Origin of the sequence: Streptomyces sp. ICC1 (assembly GCF_003287935.1) — a bacterium.
In the GTDB taxonomy this organism is placed as follows: domain Bacteria; phylum Actinomycetota; class Actinomycetes; order Streptomycetales; family Streptomycetaceae; genus Streptomyces; species Streptomyces tritrimontium.
In genome coordinates, this window is record NZ_CP030287.1 from 8,409,288 (window position 1) to 8,425,534 (window position 16,247).

General features: G+C 73.5%; 13 protein-coding genes. 10 read left to right on the forward strand and 3 right to left on the reverse strand.

Going from position 1 to position 16,247, the window contains the following annotated elements; translation table 11 throughout:
- Nucleotides 1–1,777 precede the first annotated feature (1,777 nt).
- The 3 genes from deoC to DRB96_RS39430 are packed head-to-tail and all read left to right on the forward strand — an operon-like array spanning nt 1,778 to nt 5,107.
- Nucleotides 1,778–2,740, forward strand: a complete 963-nt coding sequence (gene deoC, locus DRB96_RS39420) for a deoxyribose-phosphate aldolase (protein WP_112454328.1) — start codon at nt 1,778–1,780, stop codon at nt 2,738–2,740.
- Between the two features lie 5 nt (nt 2,741–2,745).
- A complete protein-coding gene (locus tag DRB96_RS39425; protein WP_112452705.1) occupies nt 2,746–4,194 on the forward strand; it encodes an aldehyde dehydrogenase family protein in 1,449 nt (482 codons plus the stop codon).
- The gene (locus DRB96_RS39430) at nt 4,187–5,107 is read left to right on the forward strand and encodes an aldehyde dehydrogenase family protein (protein WP_112452706.1); all 921 of its coding nucleotides are present in this window, start codon (nt 4,187–4,189) and stop codon (nt 5,105–5,107) included. The genes DRB96_RS39425 and DRB96_RS39430 overlap by 8 nt, the downstream gene beginning before the upstream one ends.
- A 116-nt stretch (nt 5,108–5,223) precedes the next feature.
- Here DRB96_RS39430 and DRB96_RS39435 read toward each other — a convergent pair whose 3' ends face one another.
- Nucleotides 5,224–5,586, reverse strand: a complete 363-nt coding sequence (locus DRB96_RS39435) for a hypothetical protein (protein WP_112452707.1) — start codon at nt 5,584–5,586, stop codon at nt 5,224–5,226.
- 139 nt (nt 5,587–5,725) lie between these two features.
- Here DRB96_RS39435 and DRB96_RS39440 point away from each other — a divergent pair, with 139 nt between their 5' ends.
- On the forward strand, nt 5,726–6,370 hold the full coding sequence (locus DRB96_RS39440; RefSeq protein ID WP_112452708.1) for a hypothetical protein: 645 nt from the start codon (nt 5,726–5,728) through the stop codon (nt 6,368–6,370).
- Nucleotides 6,371–6,669: 299 nt separating this feature from the next.
- Here the strand turns inward: DRB96_RS39440 and DRB96_RS39450 are convergent, their stop codons facing one another.
- Both DRB96_RS39450 and DRB96_RS39455 read right to left on the reverse strand, forming a co-directional pair.
- The gene (locus DRB96_RS39450) at nt 6,670–7,335 is read right to left on the reverse strand and encodes a DUF4129 domain-containing protein (RefSeq protein ID WP_112452709.1); all 666 of its coding nucleotides are present in this window, start codon (nt 7,333–7,335) and stop codon (nt 6,670–6,672) included.
- Nucleotides 7,336–7,342: 7 nt separating this feature from the next.
- A complete protein-coding gene (locus DRB96_RS39455) occupies nt 7,343–8,599 on the reverse strand; it encodes a hypothetical protein (RefSeq protein ID WP_112452710.1) in 1,257 nt (418 codons plus the stop codon).
- 234 nt (nt 8,600–8,833) lie between these two features.
- Between DRB96_RS39455 and mtrA the strand changes: the two genes are divergently transcribed.
- From mtrA to DRB96_RS39490, 6 genes are all read left to right on the forward strand, one after another.
- Entirely contained in the window at nt 8,834–9,523 is a 690-nt protein-coding gene (mtrA, locus tag DRB96_RS39460) for a two-component system response regulator MtrA (RefSeq protein WP_189828951.1), read from the forward strand.
- 13 nt (nt 9,524–9,536) lie between these two features.
- Nucleotides 9,537–11,558, forward strand: a complete 2,022-nt coding sequence (gene mtrB / locus DRB96_RS39465) for an MtrAB system histidine kinase MtrB (RefSeq protein ID WP_275432056.1) — start codon at nt 9,537–9,539, stop codon at nt 11,556–11,558.
- Between the two features lie 1,257 nt (nt 11,559–12,815).
- Nucleotides 12,816–12,998 (forward strand): hypothetical protein, encoded by a 183-nt coding sequence (locus DRB96_RS39475; RefSeq protein WP_112452712.1) that lies wholly within the window; start codon nt 12,816–12,818, stop codon nt 12,996–12,998.
- Nucleotides 12,999–13,297: 299 nt separating this feature from the next.
- Nucleotides 13,298–14,917, forward strand: a complete 1,620-nt coding sequence (locus DRB96_RS39480; protein ID WP_239516160.1) for a type I-E CRISPR-associated protein Cse1/CasA — start codon at nt 13,298–13,300, stop codon at nt 14,915–14,917.
- The gene (gene casB, locus DRB96_RS39485; RefSeq protein ID WP_112452713.1) at nt 14,914–15,543 is read left to right on the forward strand and encodes a type I-E CRISPR-associated protein Cse2/CasB; all 630 of its coding nucleotides are present in this window, start codon (nt 14,914–14,916) and stop codon (nt 15,541–15,543) included. Before DRB96_RS39480 ends, casB begins: the two co-directional genes overlap by 4 nt.
- Nucleotides 15,540–16,232, forward strand: coding sequence for a type I-E CRISPR-associated protein Cas7/Cse4/CasC (locus DRB96_RS39490; RefSeq protein WP_112452714.1), 693 nt, complete (start codon nt 15,540–15,542; stop codon nt 16,230–16,232). Before casB ends, DRB96_RS39490 begins: the two co-directional genes overlap by 4 nt.
- Nucleotides 16,233–16,247: the final 15 nt, after the last annotated feature.

Genomic DNA, 16,247 nt, shown 5'->3' on the forward strand with positions numbered 1-16,247 from the left:
CCGCTCGGGCCGCTCCGGTTGGGCCCCGACCCGGCCTGTCGGGGACAGCCCGTCCGGTCGCCCCGCGGTGGGCGCGGCCGGGCCGGCCGCGCCCGGGGCCGAGGGACAGGGACCGGCCGGCGGGGAGAGCTCAGGCCCTGGCGAGCCGGACGCGGAGGCCGCCTCGGCGATGGCAGGCGGGGCGGGACGGGACGACACCGGGTCCGGGAGGGGCCGAGCCGGTACCCCGGGGGCCGAGGTCGGCGAGACCGGCGACGGCCGGGTCCCCGCGGGGGTCGGCGGCACGGACCGGTCCGGCACCCCGGAGGCCGACGGCGGCGCGGTGGTCGTCGCTGCTGCGGGCGGCGAGAGACGGGGCTCCGGCGCGGGCACGGGCTCGGGCTCAGGGTTGGGCACACCGGAGCCGGACCCGAAGGTCGGAGTGGCCGGGGCGGTCGGTGCCTGGACGGCCTGGACATCCCGGAGGACGGCGGCGGCCGGTCGCGGGGTGGCCGAACCCACCCCGCTGGATGGAGCGTTGGAGGGGGCCGCGCCCGCCGGACCGCCCGTCGCGGCGGGCGCGGCTCCGAGGCCCGGATCCGCTGGAGCGGCGGCGTTCGGGACCGGCACGGCCGGGGCCGGGGCCGGGGCCGGGCCCGGGGCGGATGCTGACTGGGCATCGGCATCGGCCGTGGTGGGCGAAACGAGCCCGGGCACGGTCCAGGCGACCGGTGTGGTGCTCTGGGCGGTGGCCGACACGGGCTCGGCGTCCGCTGCGGCCCGGGCGCCGAAACCGGAGCCGGACGGTGAGCGGAGCGGACCGGCGGAGGCCGTCGGGGGCAGCTCGTGAGAACGGGTCGCGGCCGGCTGCGGCCCGGTGGGGGCCGTCGGAGTCGGTGCGGCCGTCTCGGAAGCGGACAGCACCCGGGAGTCGGCGGGGACGCCCGAGAGGACCGCCGACTCGGGCACCCCGGCACGCTCCGCCCACGGGACGCCCGACGCGGGGGCCGACAGCGGCACGGCGGAGTCCGGCCAGATCGACAGAAGGCCAGGCGTCGCGGCGCCTCCGGAGCCTGGGAGGAACGGTCCGCCAGGAACGGCCGGCGCGAAAGCCGCCGCCGTGGGCGAAGCCCCGCCCGGCACGCCTGGCACGGCCGGCACGGTAGTCGGCAGCGTCGGCACCGGACCGTCAGGCCCGCCGGCGTCCGACGGCAGCGGCCCGCCGGCCAGGGCAAGGTCCGGTGACATCGGCCCTCCACCGGGGGACCCGGCGGACGGCGACAGGAAGAGGAGAGGCCCGATCGGCGCAGCCGACGCAGGAGTCGGCCGGGCCGGCGGAGAGTCGGGGGCCGTACCCCCTGCGGGGGTCGACGTGGTTGGCGCCGACCCGCCCGGTGTCACCGACGCGGGGGGCGACCCGGGCTGCAGGGTCCTGGCCGTCGCCGCCGGCGCGGGGGCCGACGGAGTCGACGGGGCGCTGCCCGGTGCGCCCGGTGCGGGGGGCGGCAGGGGCCCGCCCGGAAGGGCCTGGTTGTGAGCGGGCGCGGCCGGGGTCGACGGGGTCGGCACCGACCCGCCCGGTGCCACCGACACGGGGGGCGACCCGGGCTGCAGGGTCCTGGCCGTCGCCGCCGGCGCGGGGGCCGACGGAGTCGACGGGGCGCTGCCCGGTGCGCCCGGTGCGGGGGGGAGCATATCTACGCGCGTAGCGGCCCCTCCGCCCCCCTGTGATTTCGGTGGATTCGGGTAGGGGGGGGTGACAGGCCGCTACGCGCGTAGATATGCTCATGTGGTGACCATGCCCACCACCCTCACCGCATTCGCTGACGTGACGACGTCCGACAGTGCGCTGCGCCGCTTCCTGCACGGGCTGCCCGGCGTCGACACTGTCGGCCTGGAGGCCCGCGCGGCCTCCCTCGGCACCCGCTCGATCAAGACGACGGCCAAGGCGTACGCCATCGACCTCGCCATCTCGATGATCGACCTGACGACGCTGGAAGGCGCGGATACCCCGGGCAAGGTCCGGGCGCTCTCCGCCAAGGCCGTGCACCCCGATCCGACCGACCGCACCACGCCCATGACGGCCGCCGTCTGCGTGTACCCGGACATGGTGGCCACCGCGAAGGCCGCCCTGCACGGCGCCGACGTCAAGGTCGCCTCCGTCGCCACCGCCTTCCCGGCCGGCCGCGCGGCCCTGCCCGTCAAGCTCGCCGACACGGCCGACGCCGTGGCCGCCGGCGCCGACGAGATCGACATGGTCATCGACCGTGGCGCCTTCCTCGCCGGCCGCTACCTCGACACCTACGAGCTGATCCGCTCGGTCAAGGAGGCCTGCGTCCGCCCCGACGGCAGCGCGGCCCGCCTCAAGGTGATCTTCGAGACCGGCGAGCTGTCCACGTACGACAACATCCGCCGCGCCTCCTGGATCGGCATGATGGCCGGGGCCGACTTCATCAAGACGTCCACCGGCAAGGTCGGCGTCAACGCGACCCCCGCGAACACGCTCCTCATGCTCGAAGCCGTCCGCGACTTCAAGGCGCAGACTGGAATCCAGATCGGCGTGAAGCCGGCCGGCGGCATCCGCACGACCAAGGACGCGATCAAGTTCCTGGTCCTGGTCAACGAGACCGCGGGCGCGGACTGGCTGAGCAACCACTGGTTCCGCTTCGGCGCCTCCAGCCTGCTCAACGACCTGCTGATGCAGCGACAGAAGCTGAGCACCGGCCGTTACTCCGGTCCCGACTACGTGACGGTGGACTGATCACCATGGACATGAAGCAGTCATCTGTGTTCGAGTACGCGCCCGCGCTGGAGTCGCGTTCCGTCGTGGACATCGCCCCCTCCTACGGGCTGTTCATCGACGGCGAGTTCACCGAGGCGGCGGACGGCAAGGTCTTCAAGACCGTCTCCCCGGCCTCCGAGGAGGTCCTCGCCGAGATCGCCCAGGCCGGCGCCGCCGACGTGGACCGGGCCGTCAAGGCCGCCCGCAAGGCCTTCGAGAAGTGGTCCGCGCTGCCCGGCTCCGAGCGCGCCAAGTACCTCTTCCGCATCGCCCGGATCATCCAGGAGCGCAGCCGCGAGCTGGCCGTCCTGGAGACCCTCGACAACGGCAAGCCGATCCGGGAGACCCGCGACGCGGACCTGCCGCTCGTCGCCGCGCACTTCTTCTACTACGCGGGCTGGGCCGACAAGCTCGACCACGCGGGCTACGGGGCGAACCCGCGCCCCCTCGGCGTGGCCGCCCAGGTCATCCCGTGGAACTTCCCGCTGATGATGCTCGCGTGGAAGATCGCCCCGGCGCTCGCCACCGGCAACACGGTCGTGCTGAAGCCGGCCGAGACGACCCCGCTCTCCGCGCTCTTCTTCGCGGACATCTGCCGCCAGGCGGGCCTGCCCAAGGGTGTCGTCAACATCCTCACCGGGTACGGCGACGCGGGCGCCGCCCTCGTCGAGCACCCCGACGTGAACAAGGTCGCCTTCACCGGCTCCACCGCCGTCGGCAAGGCCATCGCGCGCCAGGTCGCCGGCACCGACAAGAAGGTCACCCTGGAGCTGGGCGGCAAGGGCGCCAACATCGTCTTCGACGACGCCCCCCTCGACCAGGCCGTCGAGGGCATCGTCAGCGGCATCTTCTTCAACCAGGGCCAGGTCTGCTGCGCGGGCTCGCGGCTCCTGGTCCAGGAGTCGGTCCACGACGAGCTGATCGGCTCGCTCAAGCGCCGCCTGTCCACGCTGCGCCTCGGCGACCCGCTCGACAAGAACACCGACATCGGCGCGATCAACTCCGCCGAGCAGCTGGCCCGGATCACCGCGCTCGCGGCGACCGGCGAGGCCGAGGGCGCCGAGCGCTGGACCGCGCCGTGCGACCTGCCGTCCTCCGGCTACTGGTTCGCCCCGACGCTCTTCACGAACGTCACCCAGGCGCACACCGTCGCCCGCGACGAGATCTTCGGCCCGGTGCTGTCCGTGCTGACCTTCCGCACGCCCGACGAGGCCGTCGCGAAGGCCAACAACAGCCAGTACGGCCTGTCCGCCGGCATCTGGACGGAGAAGGGCTCGCGCATCCTCGCGGTCGCGAACAAGCTCCGCGCCGGTGTCGTCTGGGCCAACACGTTCAACAAGTTCGACCCGACCTCGCCCTTCGGCGGCTACAAGGAGTCGGGCTTCGGGCGCGAAGGCGGCCGTCACGGCCTGGAGGGCTACCTCGATGTCTGAGCGAAGTGTCGAAAAGGGCGGCTCCGCCGCCGGGCGTCTGAGCGTCTTCAAGACCTACAAGCTGTACGTCGGGGGCAAGTTCCCCCGCTCCGAGAGCGGCCGGGTGTACGAAGTGACGGACTCGAAGGGCACGTGGCTGGCCAACGCACCCCTGTCCTCCCGCAAGGACGCCCGTGACGCGGTCGTCGCGGCGCGCAAGGCCTTCGGCGGCTGGTCGGGCGCGACCGCGTACAACCGAGGCCAGATCCTCTACCGCGTCGCCGAGATGCTGGAGGGCCGCCGCGAGCAGTTCGTCCGCGAGGTCGGCGAGGCCGAGGGCCTGTCCAAGACGAAGGCGGCCGCCGTCGTCGACGCGGCCATCGACCGCTGGGTCTGGTACGCGGGCTGGACCGACAAGATCAGCCAGATCGTGGGCGGGGCCAACCCGGTCGCGGGCCCGTTCTTCAACCTCTCCACCCCGGAGCCGACCGGTGTGGTCACGGTCGTCGCCCCGCAGGACTCGTCCTTCCTGGGCCTGGTCTCGGTGATCGCCCCGGTCATCGCGACGGGCAACACGGCCGTCGTGATCACCTCCGAGAAGGCCCCGCTCCCCGCCCTCTCGCTGGGCGAGGTGCTGGCCACCTCCGACCTGCCGGGCGGCGTGGTCAACATCCTGTCCGGCAAGGCCGCCGAGATGGGCCCGCACCTGGCGTCCCACCAGGACGTCAACGCGATCGACCTGGCGGGCGCCGACGCGGCGCTGGCCAAGGAGCTGGAGATCGCGGCGGCGGACAACCTCAAGCGCGTCCTGCGTCCACAGCCTGTGGACGACTGGAGCGCCGACCCGGGCACGGCGCGCATGACGGCCTTCCTGGAGACCAAGACCGTCTGGCACCCGACCGGGTCGCTGGGCGCGGGCGGATCCTCGTACTAGAGGACCCTCCCCCCTCCCGAAGACCGGCCCCGGCAGTGTCCCCCGCGCTGTCGGGGCCTCTTCGCGCCCTGCGGGGTTGATCGGCTGATCGGCCGCGGGGCCACAGGGTCGCGGGGCTACTTCACGGCGCCCGGCAGCAGCGGACCGAGCAGCGAGGACGCCGCCGCGGTGGGCAGCTCGCCGATCGACGAGCCGCGGGTCAGGCTGCCCGTCACCATGCTCGTACCGACCGACGGGAAGTCCGCCACCTTCGTGGCGACGCCGTTGTTCAGCGGGTCCACACCGGTGTTGGCCAGCGGGTTCACCTTGAGGTTCGAGATCGGATCGGCCACCCCGGCCAGGGCCGCCGGGACCGACAGCTCACCGGCCTGGGCGCCGCCGGCGGCCATCGCGAGGGCGGCGCCGGCCATCGAGAGGGTCAGGCCCGCGGTGCGCAGCGCCGTGGGATGGGGGGCTTTGGGGGCTGCGTGACGTGCCATGGATTCCCGCCTGTGGTGGTGGTCGCGTGCGCACGCAGCGTAGCGATGGGTGGTGGCTCACCGGTATCTCGACCTGGGCGCCGTCACCCGTTCGAGGAGATCCCTGGGGAATTGTCTTTGGGAGGGGGAGGAGTCAAACTTGTGTTCCGTGAGCTGTTCCTCTCCTTTGCCTACGCGTGTCGTGCTGCTGACCGGACCCTCGGGGTCCGGCAAGTCTTCGCTGGCGGCCCGTTCAGGGCTGCCCGTGCTGCGCCTTGACGACTTCTACAAGGACGGCGACGACCCCTCGCTCCCGCTGGTCGAGGGCAGTGCCGACATCGACTGGGACTCCCCGCTGTCCTGGGACGCCGAGGCCGCCGTGGCCGCGATCGCACAGCTGTGCGCGGCGGGCCGGACGGACGTCCCCGTCTACGACATCGCCACGTCCTCGCGGACCGGGACGGAGGCGCTGGACATCTCCCGCACGCCGCTGTTCATAGCCGAGGGGATCTTCGCGGCGGACGTCGTGGCGCGGTGCCAGGAGCTGGGCCTGCTGGCGGACGCGATCTGCCTGCGCGGGCGGCCGAGCACCACCTTCCGCCGCCGCCTCGCCCGTGACCTGCGTGAGGGCCGCAAGTCGGCGCTCTTCCTGCTCCGGCGCGGATGGCGGCTGATGCGCGCCGAGCGGGGCATCGTGGCCCGCCACACCGCGCTGGGCGCGCACGCCTGCGCCCGGGACGAGGCCCTCGGGCGGCTCGCCGCCGCGGCCGCCGGCCGCCACCGGGCCGCCGCGGCCGTGCGGTAGCGGACGCCCCGGGAACACGGGAACACGGGAGCACGGGAGCACGAGAACAGGGGAGCGCGGGAACAGTGGAGACGGCCGGAGCGCCGGTGCCCGGCCGGGCACGCCAAAAGGCGGGACCAGCGGACCCCCGGCCGCTTGATCCCGCCCTTTGACCGGGTCGGGGGCGCGGGAGTGACAGGGTGCCCGGGGCCGGGGCGGGGCCGGGCGGGGGGGGGGGGGGGGGGGCGGGGCGGGGGGGGGGGGGGGGGGGGCGGGGGGGGGGGGGGGGGGGGCGGGGGGGGTGCCCGGGTCGGGCGGGGTCACGGGGTGGCGCCCGTCAGGAGCGGCTTGGTGCGGGTCAGGGCGTGGTCCAGGTCGCGGAGGGAGGCGTACATGGCCTCGTCGGCCGGGCGGGCGCCGTACGTGATGTCGTCGAAGGTGCGGGCGGCGGCGCGCAGGGCTCCGGCGTGGGACGGCAGGGAGACGGCGGCCTCGGCCGCCGCCTCGTCCGCGGTGCGGCCCGGGCGGGGGTCGAGGAGGGTGCGCTCCTCCAGGGAGCGGACGACGGCGCGCATGCGTTCCTGTACGGCCTCGCTCCAGCGGCCCGCCGCGGCCAGCGCGTCGGCGGCCGTGCGGTGGTCCGCGGCGCTGCGGACGCCGTCGTCGAAGAGGGCGCCCGCGGGGCCGGCGGTCCGGGTCGGGGCGCCGAGCCGCCACCACAGCGCGGCGATGGCGAGGGCGGCGAACACGGCGATGGCCACCAGGCCCAGGGTCCCGCCGGGAGTGGCGCTGGAAGCGTGGTCGAAGAGGTCCCCGACCCATTCCCAGAAGCGGTCCAGCGCGCGCTGGAGCAGCCCCGGGTCGTTCTGGTGGTACACCGGCTTGGACAGCTCCCGCTGCGCCGCCTCGCGGGCGGCGTCACGGCCGATGTCGACCGGTGGTGTGTCCGATGCCGTCAGTGTGAGCAGGCCCCCCGTGCTCCTCATCCCCGCGTCAGCCTCCGGCCGGCGGCGTGGTGGTGCCGTAGTTCTCGATGCCGGCGGCCCGTGCGAGTTCCAGGTCGAGGGCCTCGCGGCGGATGCGCTGGTCGACGTAGAGCAGGACGTTGACGCCGGCCTGCATCGGCATCGTGATGGTCAGCCCGATGACTCCGCCGATGCCGGCGACGATCAGGAAGCCCCAGCCGGTGGGCGCGTTGGAGTCGGTCATGGCGTCGAGGCCGCCGCCGAACAGCAGCATGCCGACCATGGTCAGCGGGAAGACGATGACCGCGGAGATGAAGCCCGTGATCAGGTTGGTCAGGGCGGTGATGCCGAAGATGCGCCACCAGGAGCCCTTGACCAGCTTCGAGGACCGGCTGAGCGACTTGAGGACCGGCGCCTTCTCCAGCATCAGCGCGGGCGAGGCCAGCGAGTAGCGGATCCACAGCCACGCGAGCAGCCCGAGGCCGACGACGCCGCCGAGGAGGGCGAAGCCGATGCTGCCGGCGAGTGCGCCGGGCAGGACCAGGACGCCGACCAGGAGCAGCGCGCCGACGCTCAGCAGCAGGGTGAGGCCGGTCAGCCGCAGCAGCTGCGAGCGGGACTCGCGCCAGGCGGTGCCGATCGAGGAGGTGTGGCCGAGCACGGCGCGGCTGAAGATCATGGTGAGCATCGCGGTGGCCACGACGGCGCCGACGAGCTGGATGAACATCTCCGCCGCGAGCAGGCCCACGGAGGCTCCGATGGCGTTGATCTGTTCGTCGAGGGGCTCGCTGTCCGAGGAGTCGATGACGATGTCGCCGAACACGAACTTCTGCGCGAGCAGGCTGGCCAGCTGGACGACGACCGCCACGGCCAGGGTGATCGGGAGCACCGAGCGCCAGTGCTTGCGCATGGTGGCGACCGCGCCGTCGAGGATCTCGCCCAGGCCCAGGGGGCGCAGGGGGATCACGCCGGGCTTGACCGCCGGGGCGTGGTTGCCCCAGCCGCCGGGGCCGCCGCCGTACGGGGACTTTGGCGCGCCGGGGTTCTGGGGCGGGTAGCCGCCTCCCTGCGAGCCCCAGCCCGTGTCCGGCTGCGGGGCCGCGGGCGGCTGCTGCGGGCCGGGCTGGGACTGGCCCGGGGTCGGGCTCGACCACTGGCCGGGCGGCGGCTGCTCGGCGGACCACTTCGGGTCGCCGGAGCCGGTCGCGGGCGGCTGCGTACCGTGGGAGCCCTCACCGTCGGACGGGGAGGATCCGGGCGTAGCCCAGCCCGGAGAGTCGTTCATCGTCGCTCCTTCACGTGCACTGCGGGGTGCGGGCGCTTGGTCCGGCTGCCATCGTGCCATGTGACAACCTCAAACGGACCAGCCGTCCTCGGGATCCCGGGGCGTTCGCGCCTTCATTTGTCGGGTGGATCCGGGGCACACTGGGCGCCCTGATCTCCACGCAGGTCCGAGGGACGATTTCCAGCCCCCGCGGCTGTGGGACAGCTCACCGCCAGGTAACGATTAGCTAATGGGATGATGTCAACCATGAAGGGACGCGTCCTTGTCGTCGACGACGACACCGCGCTGGCCGAGATGCTCGGCATTGTGCTGCGTGGAGAAGGTTTTGAGCCGTCGTTCGTAGCGGACGGTGACAAGGCACTGGCTGCCTTCCGGGAGGCGAAGCCGGATCTCGTGCTGCTCGACCTCATGCTGCCCGGACGGGACGGCATAGAGGTGTGCAGGCTGATCCGCGCCGAGTCCGGTGTGCCGATCGTGATGCTCACCGCCAAGAGCGACACCGTGGACGTCGTCGTGGGCCTGGAGTCCGGGGCCGACGACTACATCGTCAAGCCGTTCAAGCCGAAGGAGCTGGTGGCGCGCATCCGCGCCCGCCTGCGCCGTTCGGAAGAGCCGGCTCCCGAGCAGCTGGCCATCGGTGACCTGGTCATCGACGTGGCCGGGCACTCCGTCAAGCGGGAGGGCGCCTCCATCGCGCTGACCCCGCTGGAGTTCGACCTGCTGGTCGCGCTGGCCCGCAAGCCCTGGCAGGTCTTCACCCGCGAGGTGCTCCTCGAGCAGGTCTGGGGCTACCGCCACGCGGCCGACACCCGCCTGGTCAACGTGCACGTCCAGCGTCTGCGCTCCAAGGTCGAGAAGGATCCGGAGCGCCCCGAGATCGTCGTGACGGTGCGCGGTGTCGGCTACAAGGCCGGACCCAGCTGACATGCAGTCCGGCATGCCCCGTGGAGGCTCCCGCTGGGGGGCTCTGCGGGGCGTAGCGGACGGAGCACCCGGCGGCCCCGTGCTGCGGCTGTGCGTACGCCTCGTACGCCGGCCGCTGCTTCCGGCTGTCCGGCTCTGGCGGCGCAACATCCAGCTCCGCGTGGTCGCCGCGACCCTGCTGATCTCACTCGCGGTGGTCCTGGCCCTCGGGTTCGTGGTCATCGCGCAGGTGAGCAGAGGACTCCTCGAGGCCAAGGAGGAGGCCGCGCAGAGCCAGGCCGCGGGAGGGTTCGCGGTCGCACAGGAGAAGGCCAACACCCCCTACACGGCGGACGGGGTGGACGCCTCCGACAACAAGGTCGGACGCGACGCCAGCACGTGGATGAACTCGCTGGTCAAGCAGCTCTCCAGTGGCGGGCAGAGCGCCTTCGAGGTCGCCGCGCTGGGCGCCGGCACCGGCACCGGCGAAGAACAGCCACCCGGGCGCGGTGCGCTCGGCGTCCGGGGGGCCCGGGCCTCGGGGAACGTGGACCCGACCGCCAGCGTCCCGCTGGAGCTGCGCCGGGCCGTGAACCACGCCACCGGAGCCTTCAAGACGTTCTCGCTGGTCCGCTACACCGCCGGGGCGGAGGCCAAGTCGCCCGAGCCCGCGCTCGTCGTGGGCAAGCGGCTCACCGACATCAACGGCGACCCGTACGACCTGTACTACCTCTTCCCGCTGACCCAGGAGGAGGAGTCCCTCAACCTGGTCAAGGTCACCATCGCCACGGCCGGGCTCTTCGTCGTCGTCCTGCTCGGCGGGATCGCCTGGCTCGTCGTGCGCCAGGTCGTCACCCCCGTGCGGATGGCCGCCGGGATCGCCGAGCGGCTCTCCGCCGGGCGGCTCCAGGAGCGGATGAAGGTCACCGGCGAGGACGACATCGCCCGCTTGGGCGAAGCGTTCAACAAGATGGCCCAGAACCTCCAGAGCAAGATCCAGCAGCTGGAGGACCTCTCCCGGCTGCAGCGCCGCTTCGTCTCGGACGTCTCCCACGAGCTGCGCACCCCGCTCACGACGGTGCGCATGGCCGCGGACGTCATCCACGACGCCCGCGCCGACTTCGACCCGATCACCGCGCGCTCCGCGGAACTGCTCGCCGGCCAGCTCGACCGCTTCGAGTCGCTCCTCGCCGACCTGCTGGAGATCAGCCGGTTCGACGCGGGCGCGGCCGCGCTGGAGGCGGAGCCGATCGACCTGCGCGACGTCGTGCACCGCGTCATCGACGCCGCCGAACCGCTCGCCGAGCACAAGAACACCCGGATCCGCGTCCTCGGGGACACCCAGCCGGTGATAGCCGAAGCCGACGCCCGGCGGGTGGAGAGGGTGCTGCGCAACCTCGTCGTCAACGCCGTGGAGCACGGGGAGGGCCGCGACGTGGTGGTCCGGCTCGCCTCGGCGGGCGGGGCCGTCGCCGTGGCCGTACGGGACTACGGGGTCGGGCTCAAGCCCGGCGAGGCCACCCGCGTCTTCAACCGCTTCTGGCGGGCCGACCCGGCGCGGGCACGCACGACGGGCGGTACCGGCCTCGGCCTGTCCATCGCCGTCGAGGACGCCCGGCTGCACGGCGGCTGGCTCCAGGCGTGGGGCGAGCCGGGCGGCGGCTCGCAGTTCCGCCTCACCCTGCCGCGCACGGCCGACGAGCCGCTGCGCGGGTCGCCGATCCCGCTGGAGCCGGAGGACTCCCGGGCCAACCGGGTCAGGGCCGCGGCCGAGCGCCCGGCGGGGCCGGGGTCGTCCGGGTCGTCCGGGGGGCTGGCTCTTATAACCATCCTACGCTGCCGACGATCCACGCTGTGTACGACCCGGATCTCACCGCCCGCTGGTGCGGCCCGTGCCGCCAGCGGCCCCCGTTCCTATCCGCGGGCGCCTCCGAGGAGGCCGCCCGGCTCAATGTCGTCCAGATCGACGCGAACCGAATCCCCGCCACGCTCGGGCGCTTCCTGTCCACGTCGTACGGGCGAATCCCGGCCAGCTCGGCCATGTCCCTGCCGCTGAGCGCACCCCGGGCCACGGTGAGCAGGCCGAGGAGGGAGCAGCCGACGGCGGGTTCGTCGAGGAGGGCGTGCAGATCGAGCATGGCCATGTCCCGGATGACCCGGGCGGCGGGTGACGCGGCGAGGCGGCGGACGGCCGAGGGATCGCGCAGGGGGTGGTCCGCGGGGACGTCCTCGGGGACGGACGGGTTCGGCCGCCCGGACACGAGGACCCGCATCCCGGGCGGCGGCCGCTTGGGCAGCAGCGCGGCGATGCTGCGGCGGCCCGGACCGGCCTCGGCGTCCTCGTCCAGGCCGTCCACGACCAGCATCAGGGTCCGGTGACGGGCGGCGCCGGCCCGCGCCGCCTCCTCGTAGAGCCGGTGCAACTGCTCCGGGCGCCGGGGGCCCGCGGCCGCGAGTTTCTTCCCGGTGAGGGCGGCGAGTTGGTCCGTCACCGACCGGAGGAAGTCCTCGCGGTGGTTGGTCCCGAGCCGCTCGGCGATGAAGTGGCTGACGACGTCGACCCCGGCCGGGAGGCAGCGCAGCACGAACCAGGCGAGCAGGGCGGACTTCCCCGCCCACGCGTCGGCCTGCCACCACGCGTAGTCGGAGCCCTGGCCGGCCGGGGCGGTCGCGTAGGCCGAGAGCTCGTCCAGCTCCTCCTCGCGGCCGACGAAGTCCCTCGGGAGGATGGTCTGTTCGACCTCCTCGGGGTGGGAGTGGAGACGGCCGGGCGAGGTGGCGTCGATACGCGGGCCAGTGCCGCCCTGCCCGCTCTTGCGGGTCCGCTGCGCGGCGCGCAGCAGCGAGCTCCATCCGGCGGCGCTGATCTTCTCGTGGGTCGGAGAGTGCCGGGCGGCGGCACGCTCGTCCAGGAAGGGGATCAAGCACCGCAGTACGTAGCGCGCGTGGGGTTCCCGAGTGGGAACCGTCGGGCCCTTCATCCAGCCGCTGATGCTGGAGTCCGCCACCGTGAAGCCGTGCTCCGCGCCCAGGCTCACGAGGTTCTTGAGGACCAGCTCCGACCCCCCGCCCGCGGCCTCGTACAGCCGCGCGAGCTCCCGCGTGAACGCCTGCACGCCGATCCCCTCCACCTCCTCCGCTCTCCGTCTTCTGCAGAGCACTTCACCGGAAACACCGCCGCACCCCGGTTCACCAGGCCGCTTACCGTCCCGCCGACCGTCCGGACATCGCCGGAAGCCCCCCGGCTGATGCATACCTGTGGCACCGCAGTCCGGCGGGAGAGACCGCCGGACACCGTCCGAGGGGATCCGCCATGCTGTCCGTCCTGCCGTCCGTACTCCACGACGCCGCCGTGCTGACCGCCGTCACCGGCCTCGCCTACACCGCCGCCGTGGTCACGGTCGCCGCGTCCTCGGTCCTCTCCCGCAGCCCGGAGCGCCGCCGCGATGCCCGGGCGACGCTGACCATCCTCATGCGGCGGCGCGGACCGCGCTGAGCCCGGTCCTACGGGCGGGCAGTGCTTGACGTGCCCTGGTGTTCCCGTTCGAAGGGCGGCTACCCTCGGCGCCGGTACGCCGCCCCGCACCTGCGGGGATGAACCTGGTTACGAGCAGAGCGCATGCTCCTCCCCGCACACGCGGGGACGCCGACGACCCACCTCCCCGCGAGCCAACACCAGGCGCACGCAAGGGAGTTGATGTTCCCGAAACCCGTCGTGTCCCTCCCTGCCCGCGTGCTACGTTCCTGCCTCATTCCAGCAAGGAATGGTTATGAGCAGAGAGCGAACGATGCACCTTGGCTGAATTACGCACCCCTCCCCGCGGGGTGATACGCCCCCAGTGGGACCCCCGGTGGCAAGCATGCGCCGAGGCACTGACACTGAAGGGCGAGCGGGTCGAGCTGAGCCTCGTCGGCCTCCTCGAACAGGCCGACGACCTGCTGTCCTTGACCGGGGCCACGCCCGGCGAGACCGTCGCTCTCCTCGAATACCTGCTGGCCCTCTGCTACGCGTCGAAGACCCACCCGGCCACCCCCGCCCAATGGCGCGATTGGGTGGAGGAGAAGCACCCGCTCGGCCAGGCCGCCGTCTGGCTCGCGAACCGCCCCGACGGGGAGGCCTGGGACCTCTTCCACCCCACCGAGCCGCTCGGCCAGAACTCCCTCCTCGCGCCCTTCCTCGACCAGCGCGGGGCCGGGCCCGCCCAGCTGGTCATCGAGCACGCGGGCGACTACAACCAGTTCTTCGACCACCACCACCTCGAACACCCGGCGCCGCTGCCCGTGGCCGAGGCGTTCCGCGCGATGCTCTCGCAGCACGTGTACGGAGTCCCCGGACGCGCCCGGATCTCCGGCAAGGAGACGCTCGGGCCGACCCTCACCAACCTCGCCGCCGGCCGCCTCAGCAGCCGCATCCGGGTCGTCGCCCTCGGCGCCACCCTCGGCGAGACCCTCCGCCTCAACCTGGTGCCGACGGCCGGCCTCCCCGGCGAGTTCAACCGGTCCTGGACGACGGGCACGCAGCAACGCCGGGGCTTCCGGACCAAGCCGGACGGCCGCCCGGTGAGCGGTCCCGCGGACCTCCACAGCTACCTCGGCCGGTCCGTCCTGATGCGCCCGACGCCCCAGGGCGACTGCGTCGACCGGGTGCTGATGGCCGCGGGCGAGCTGCTCGACCTCCAGCCGTCCCTGCACCTCCAGGACGCCGTGTACGCCCTCACCTCGGTCGGTACGAAGAAGCCGCTGTGGGCATCGGCGTCCCGCGCGGTGTGGCGCGACGCCCACGCGCTGTACGCCGCCGTCGCGAGGGCCGGCCTGCCCGGCTTCGTGAACAAGGGCATGGACCTGTACGGACGCCTCGCGCTCTTCCCCGGACCCGACTCCCCGCCGTTCCCCGGCCGTCCGCCCGCGCGCGCGATCAGCCTGTGGGCGGTGGGGCTCGTCGCCAAGCAGACCACGGCCGTCACGTGGGTGTCCGGGGTCTTCCCCTTCGCCCCCGGTCTGGGGGCGAGGCTGCACCGGGCCTCGGAGCGCGGCTCGCTGATCGCCGAGCACATCGCGACGAGCCTGGGGAGGGCGGCGTACGCGGCCTGGGGGATCGCCTACCCGAACCCCAAGCCGGCCGACAAGGCCGGCCAGATCGCCCGGTTCGACGTCAGGGCCAAGCACTGGGCCGCGGCGGAGGAGCCGTTCAACCTCCTGCTGGACGACACCGCCGCCGGCGAGGACGTCCCCGAGTCCCTCCGCGAGTACGCCTCCACCCTCTCCGGCGCCGCCCGCAGGTTCCTCACCGAATGCCTCGACTCCCTGCCGAGGAACTCTCGCGGAGCCCAGGCCCACGCGGCTGCCCTACGGCGCTTCGACGACGAACTGGCCCGCCCCGAGGCCCCGGCCGAACTGCGAGGGAACACGGCATGAGCACCGAGACGGGAGCCGCCGAGCCCGACCGGGCATGGCAGGAGCAGCAGGACAAGGCCCCCGGCGAGCGGCTCACGGCCTGGCTCGCCACCCTCGTGCGCAACCGGGAGTACGGGCAACTCGCCGATCTGCGGCGGCCGCGCGTACGGACGAACGCCCACATCCGGGCCGGCTGGTTCCACCCCGAGCAGCGCGAGGTGTACGAGCAGGTGGCCTTCCTGTTCGCGATCTACCACCAGGGCAGGTCGAAGCCCGCTTACGGGTTCGGCAGCCTCGGCGACGCCGCCCGCCGGATCGGCGGCGGCGTCGGACGCGGCCCCGACGACCCGGGCGCGGCCCGGCTGGTCGACCGGATCGTCCCGAGCCGCCGGATCCCGTGGCGCCACCTCCAGCACGCGGTGGCCCGGTTGCGGGCCTGCGACCAGCCGCCGCCCTCGTGGGCGCAGCTCGCCGACGACCTCACCCGGTGGCACGACCGCAAGGCGCGGATCTCCTACCACTGGGCCGTGGACTTCCACGCGCCCGCGACGCGGCACGCGGCCCGCACCCCGAAGCCGAGCGACACGCGCGACACGAGCGACGCCAGCCAGCCGATCCAGACCATCCCGAAGGGCACCACCACATGACCAGCAACGCCGACGCCGACGCCGATACCGATACCGACGCCGGCTCCTTCACCGGCAGCCCGTTCCTCTCCCTCCACCTCCTGGAGACCCTCGTCGCCGTGCTCCCCGTGCGCGACGAGAACGGCTCGCCCAAGTCGATCGTCTACGGCGGCGCCGAGCGCCACATGATCACGAGCCAGGCCCGCCGCCGCGCCGAGCGGGTCCACGCCCGGGACCGCGCCAACGCGGGCGTCGGCGCACTGGCCGGCCGCAGTACGGGCATCCGTACCCGCGAGTGGGCTCTGATCACGGCCCGCGCGTTGGCCGCCGAGCACGGCTGGGACCGGGAGGAGGCGGTCCGGACCGCCCGCGCCGTCATCGAGGCGACGGGGCTGAAGTTCGGCGACCCCGCCAAGAAGACCGTCGCCAACCTGACCAAGGTGCTCCTCTTCGCTCCCGCCGACGCCGGCTCCCGTATCGCCGCCCACATCGCCGGACGGTCCGAGGACCTCCGCGCCTGGACCACCGAGTACGGGGCGGCGCAGGCGGCCACCGGCGCGAAGCCCAGGAAGGGAGCGCGACAGCCGGCCGAAACCGCCCCCGACAACGAGGGCACGGCATCCGACGCGAAGCCGCTCCCCTCCCTCCCGCCCGGGACCCGCGCCGTCCAAGATCACCGACACCGCAAGCTTCTCAGCTCCCCCGCGTAGTCCGCATCCCTCCCC

Coding starts and splice junctions, on each gene's coding strand:
- deoC (WP_112454328.1), top strand. CDS start 1,778: ATGCCCACCACCCTCACCGCATTCGCTGACGTGACGACGTCCGACAGT.
- DRB96_RS39425 (WP_112452705.1), top strand. CDS start 2,746: ATGGACATGAAGCAGTCATCTGTGTTCGAGTACGCGCCCGCGCTGGAG.
- DRB96_RS39430 (WP_112452706.1), top strand. CDS start 4,187: ATGTCTGAGCGAAGTGTCGAAAAGGGCGGCTCCGCCGCCGGGCGTCTG.
- DRB96_RS39435 (WP_112452707.1), bottom strand. CDS start 5,586: ATGGCACGTCACGCAGCCCCCAAAGCCCCCCATCCCACGGCGCTGCGC.
- DRB96_RS39450 (WP_112452709.1), bottom strand. CDS start 7,335: ATGAGGAGCACGGGGGGCCTGCTCACACTGACGGCATCGGACACACCA.
- DRB96_RS39455 (WP_112452710.1), bottom strand. CDS start 8,599: ATGAACGACTCTCCGGGCTGGGCTACGCCCGGATCCTCCCCGTCCGAC.
- mtrA (WP_189828951.1), top strand. CDS start 8,834: ATGATGTCAACCATGAAGGGACGCGTCCTTGTCGTCGACGACGACACC.
- mtrB (WP_275432056.1), top strand. CDS start 9,537: ATGCCCCGTGGAGGCTCCCGCTGGGGGGCTCTGCGGGGCGTAGCGGAC.
- DRB96_RS39475 (WP_112452712.1), top strand. CDS start 12,816: ATGCTGTCCGTCCTGCCGTCCGTACTCCACGACGCCGCCGTGCTGACC.
- casB (WP_112452713.1), top strand. CDS start 14,914: ATGAGCACCGAGACGGGAGCCGCCGAGCCCGACCGGGCATGGCAGGAG.
- DRB96_RS39490 (WP_112452714.1), top strand. CDS start 15,540: ATGACCAGCAACGCCGACGCCGACGCCGATACCGATACCGACGCCGGC.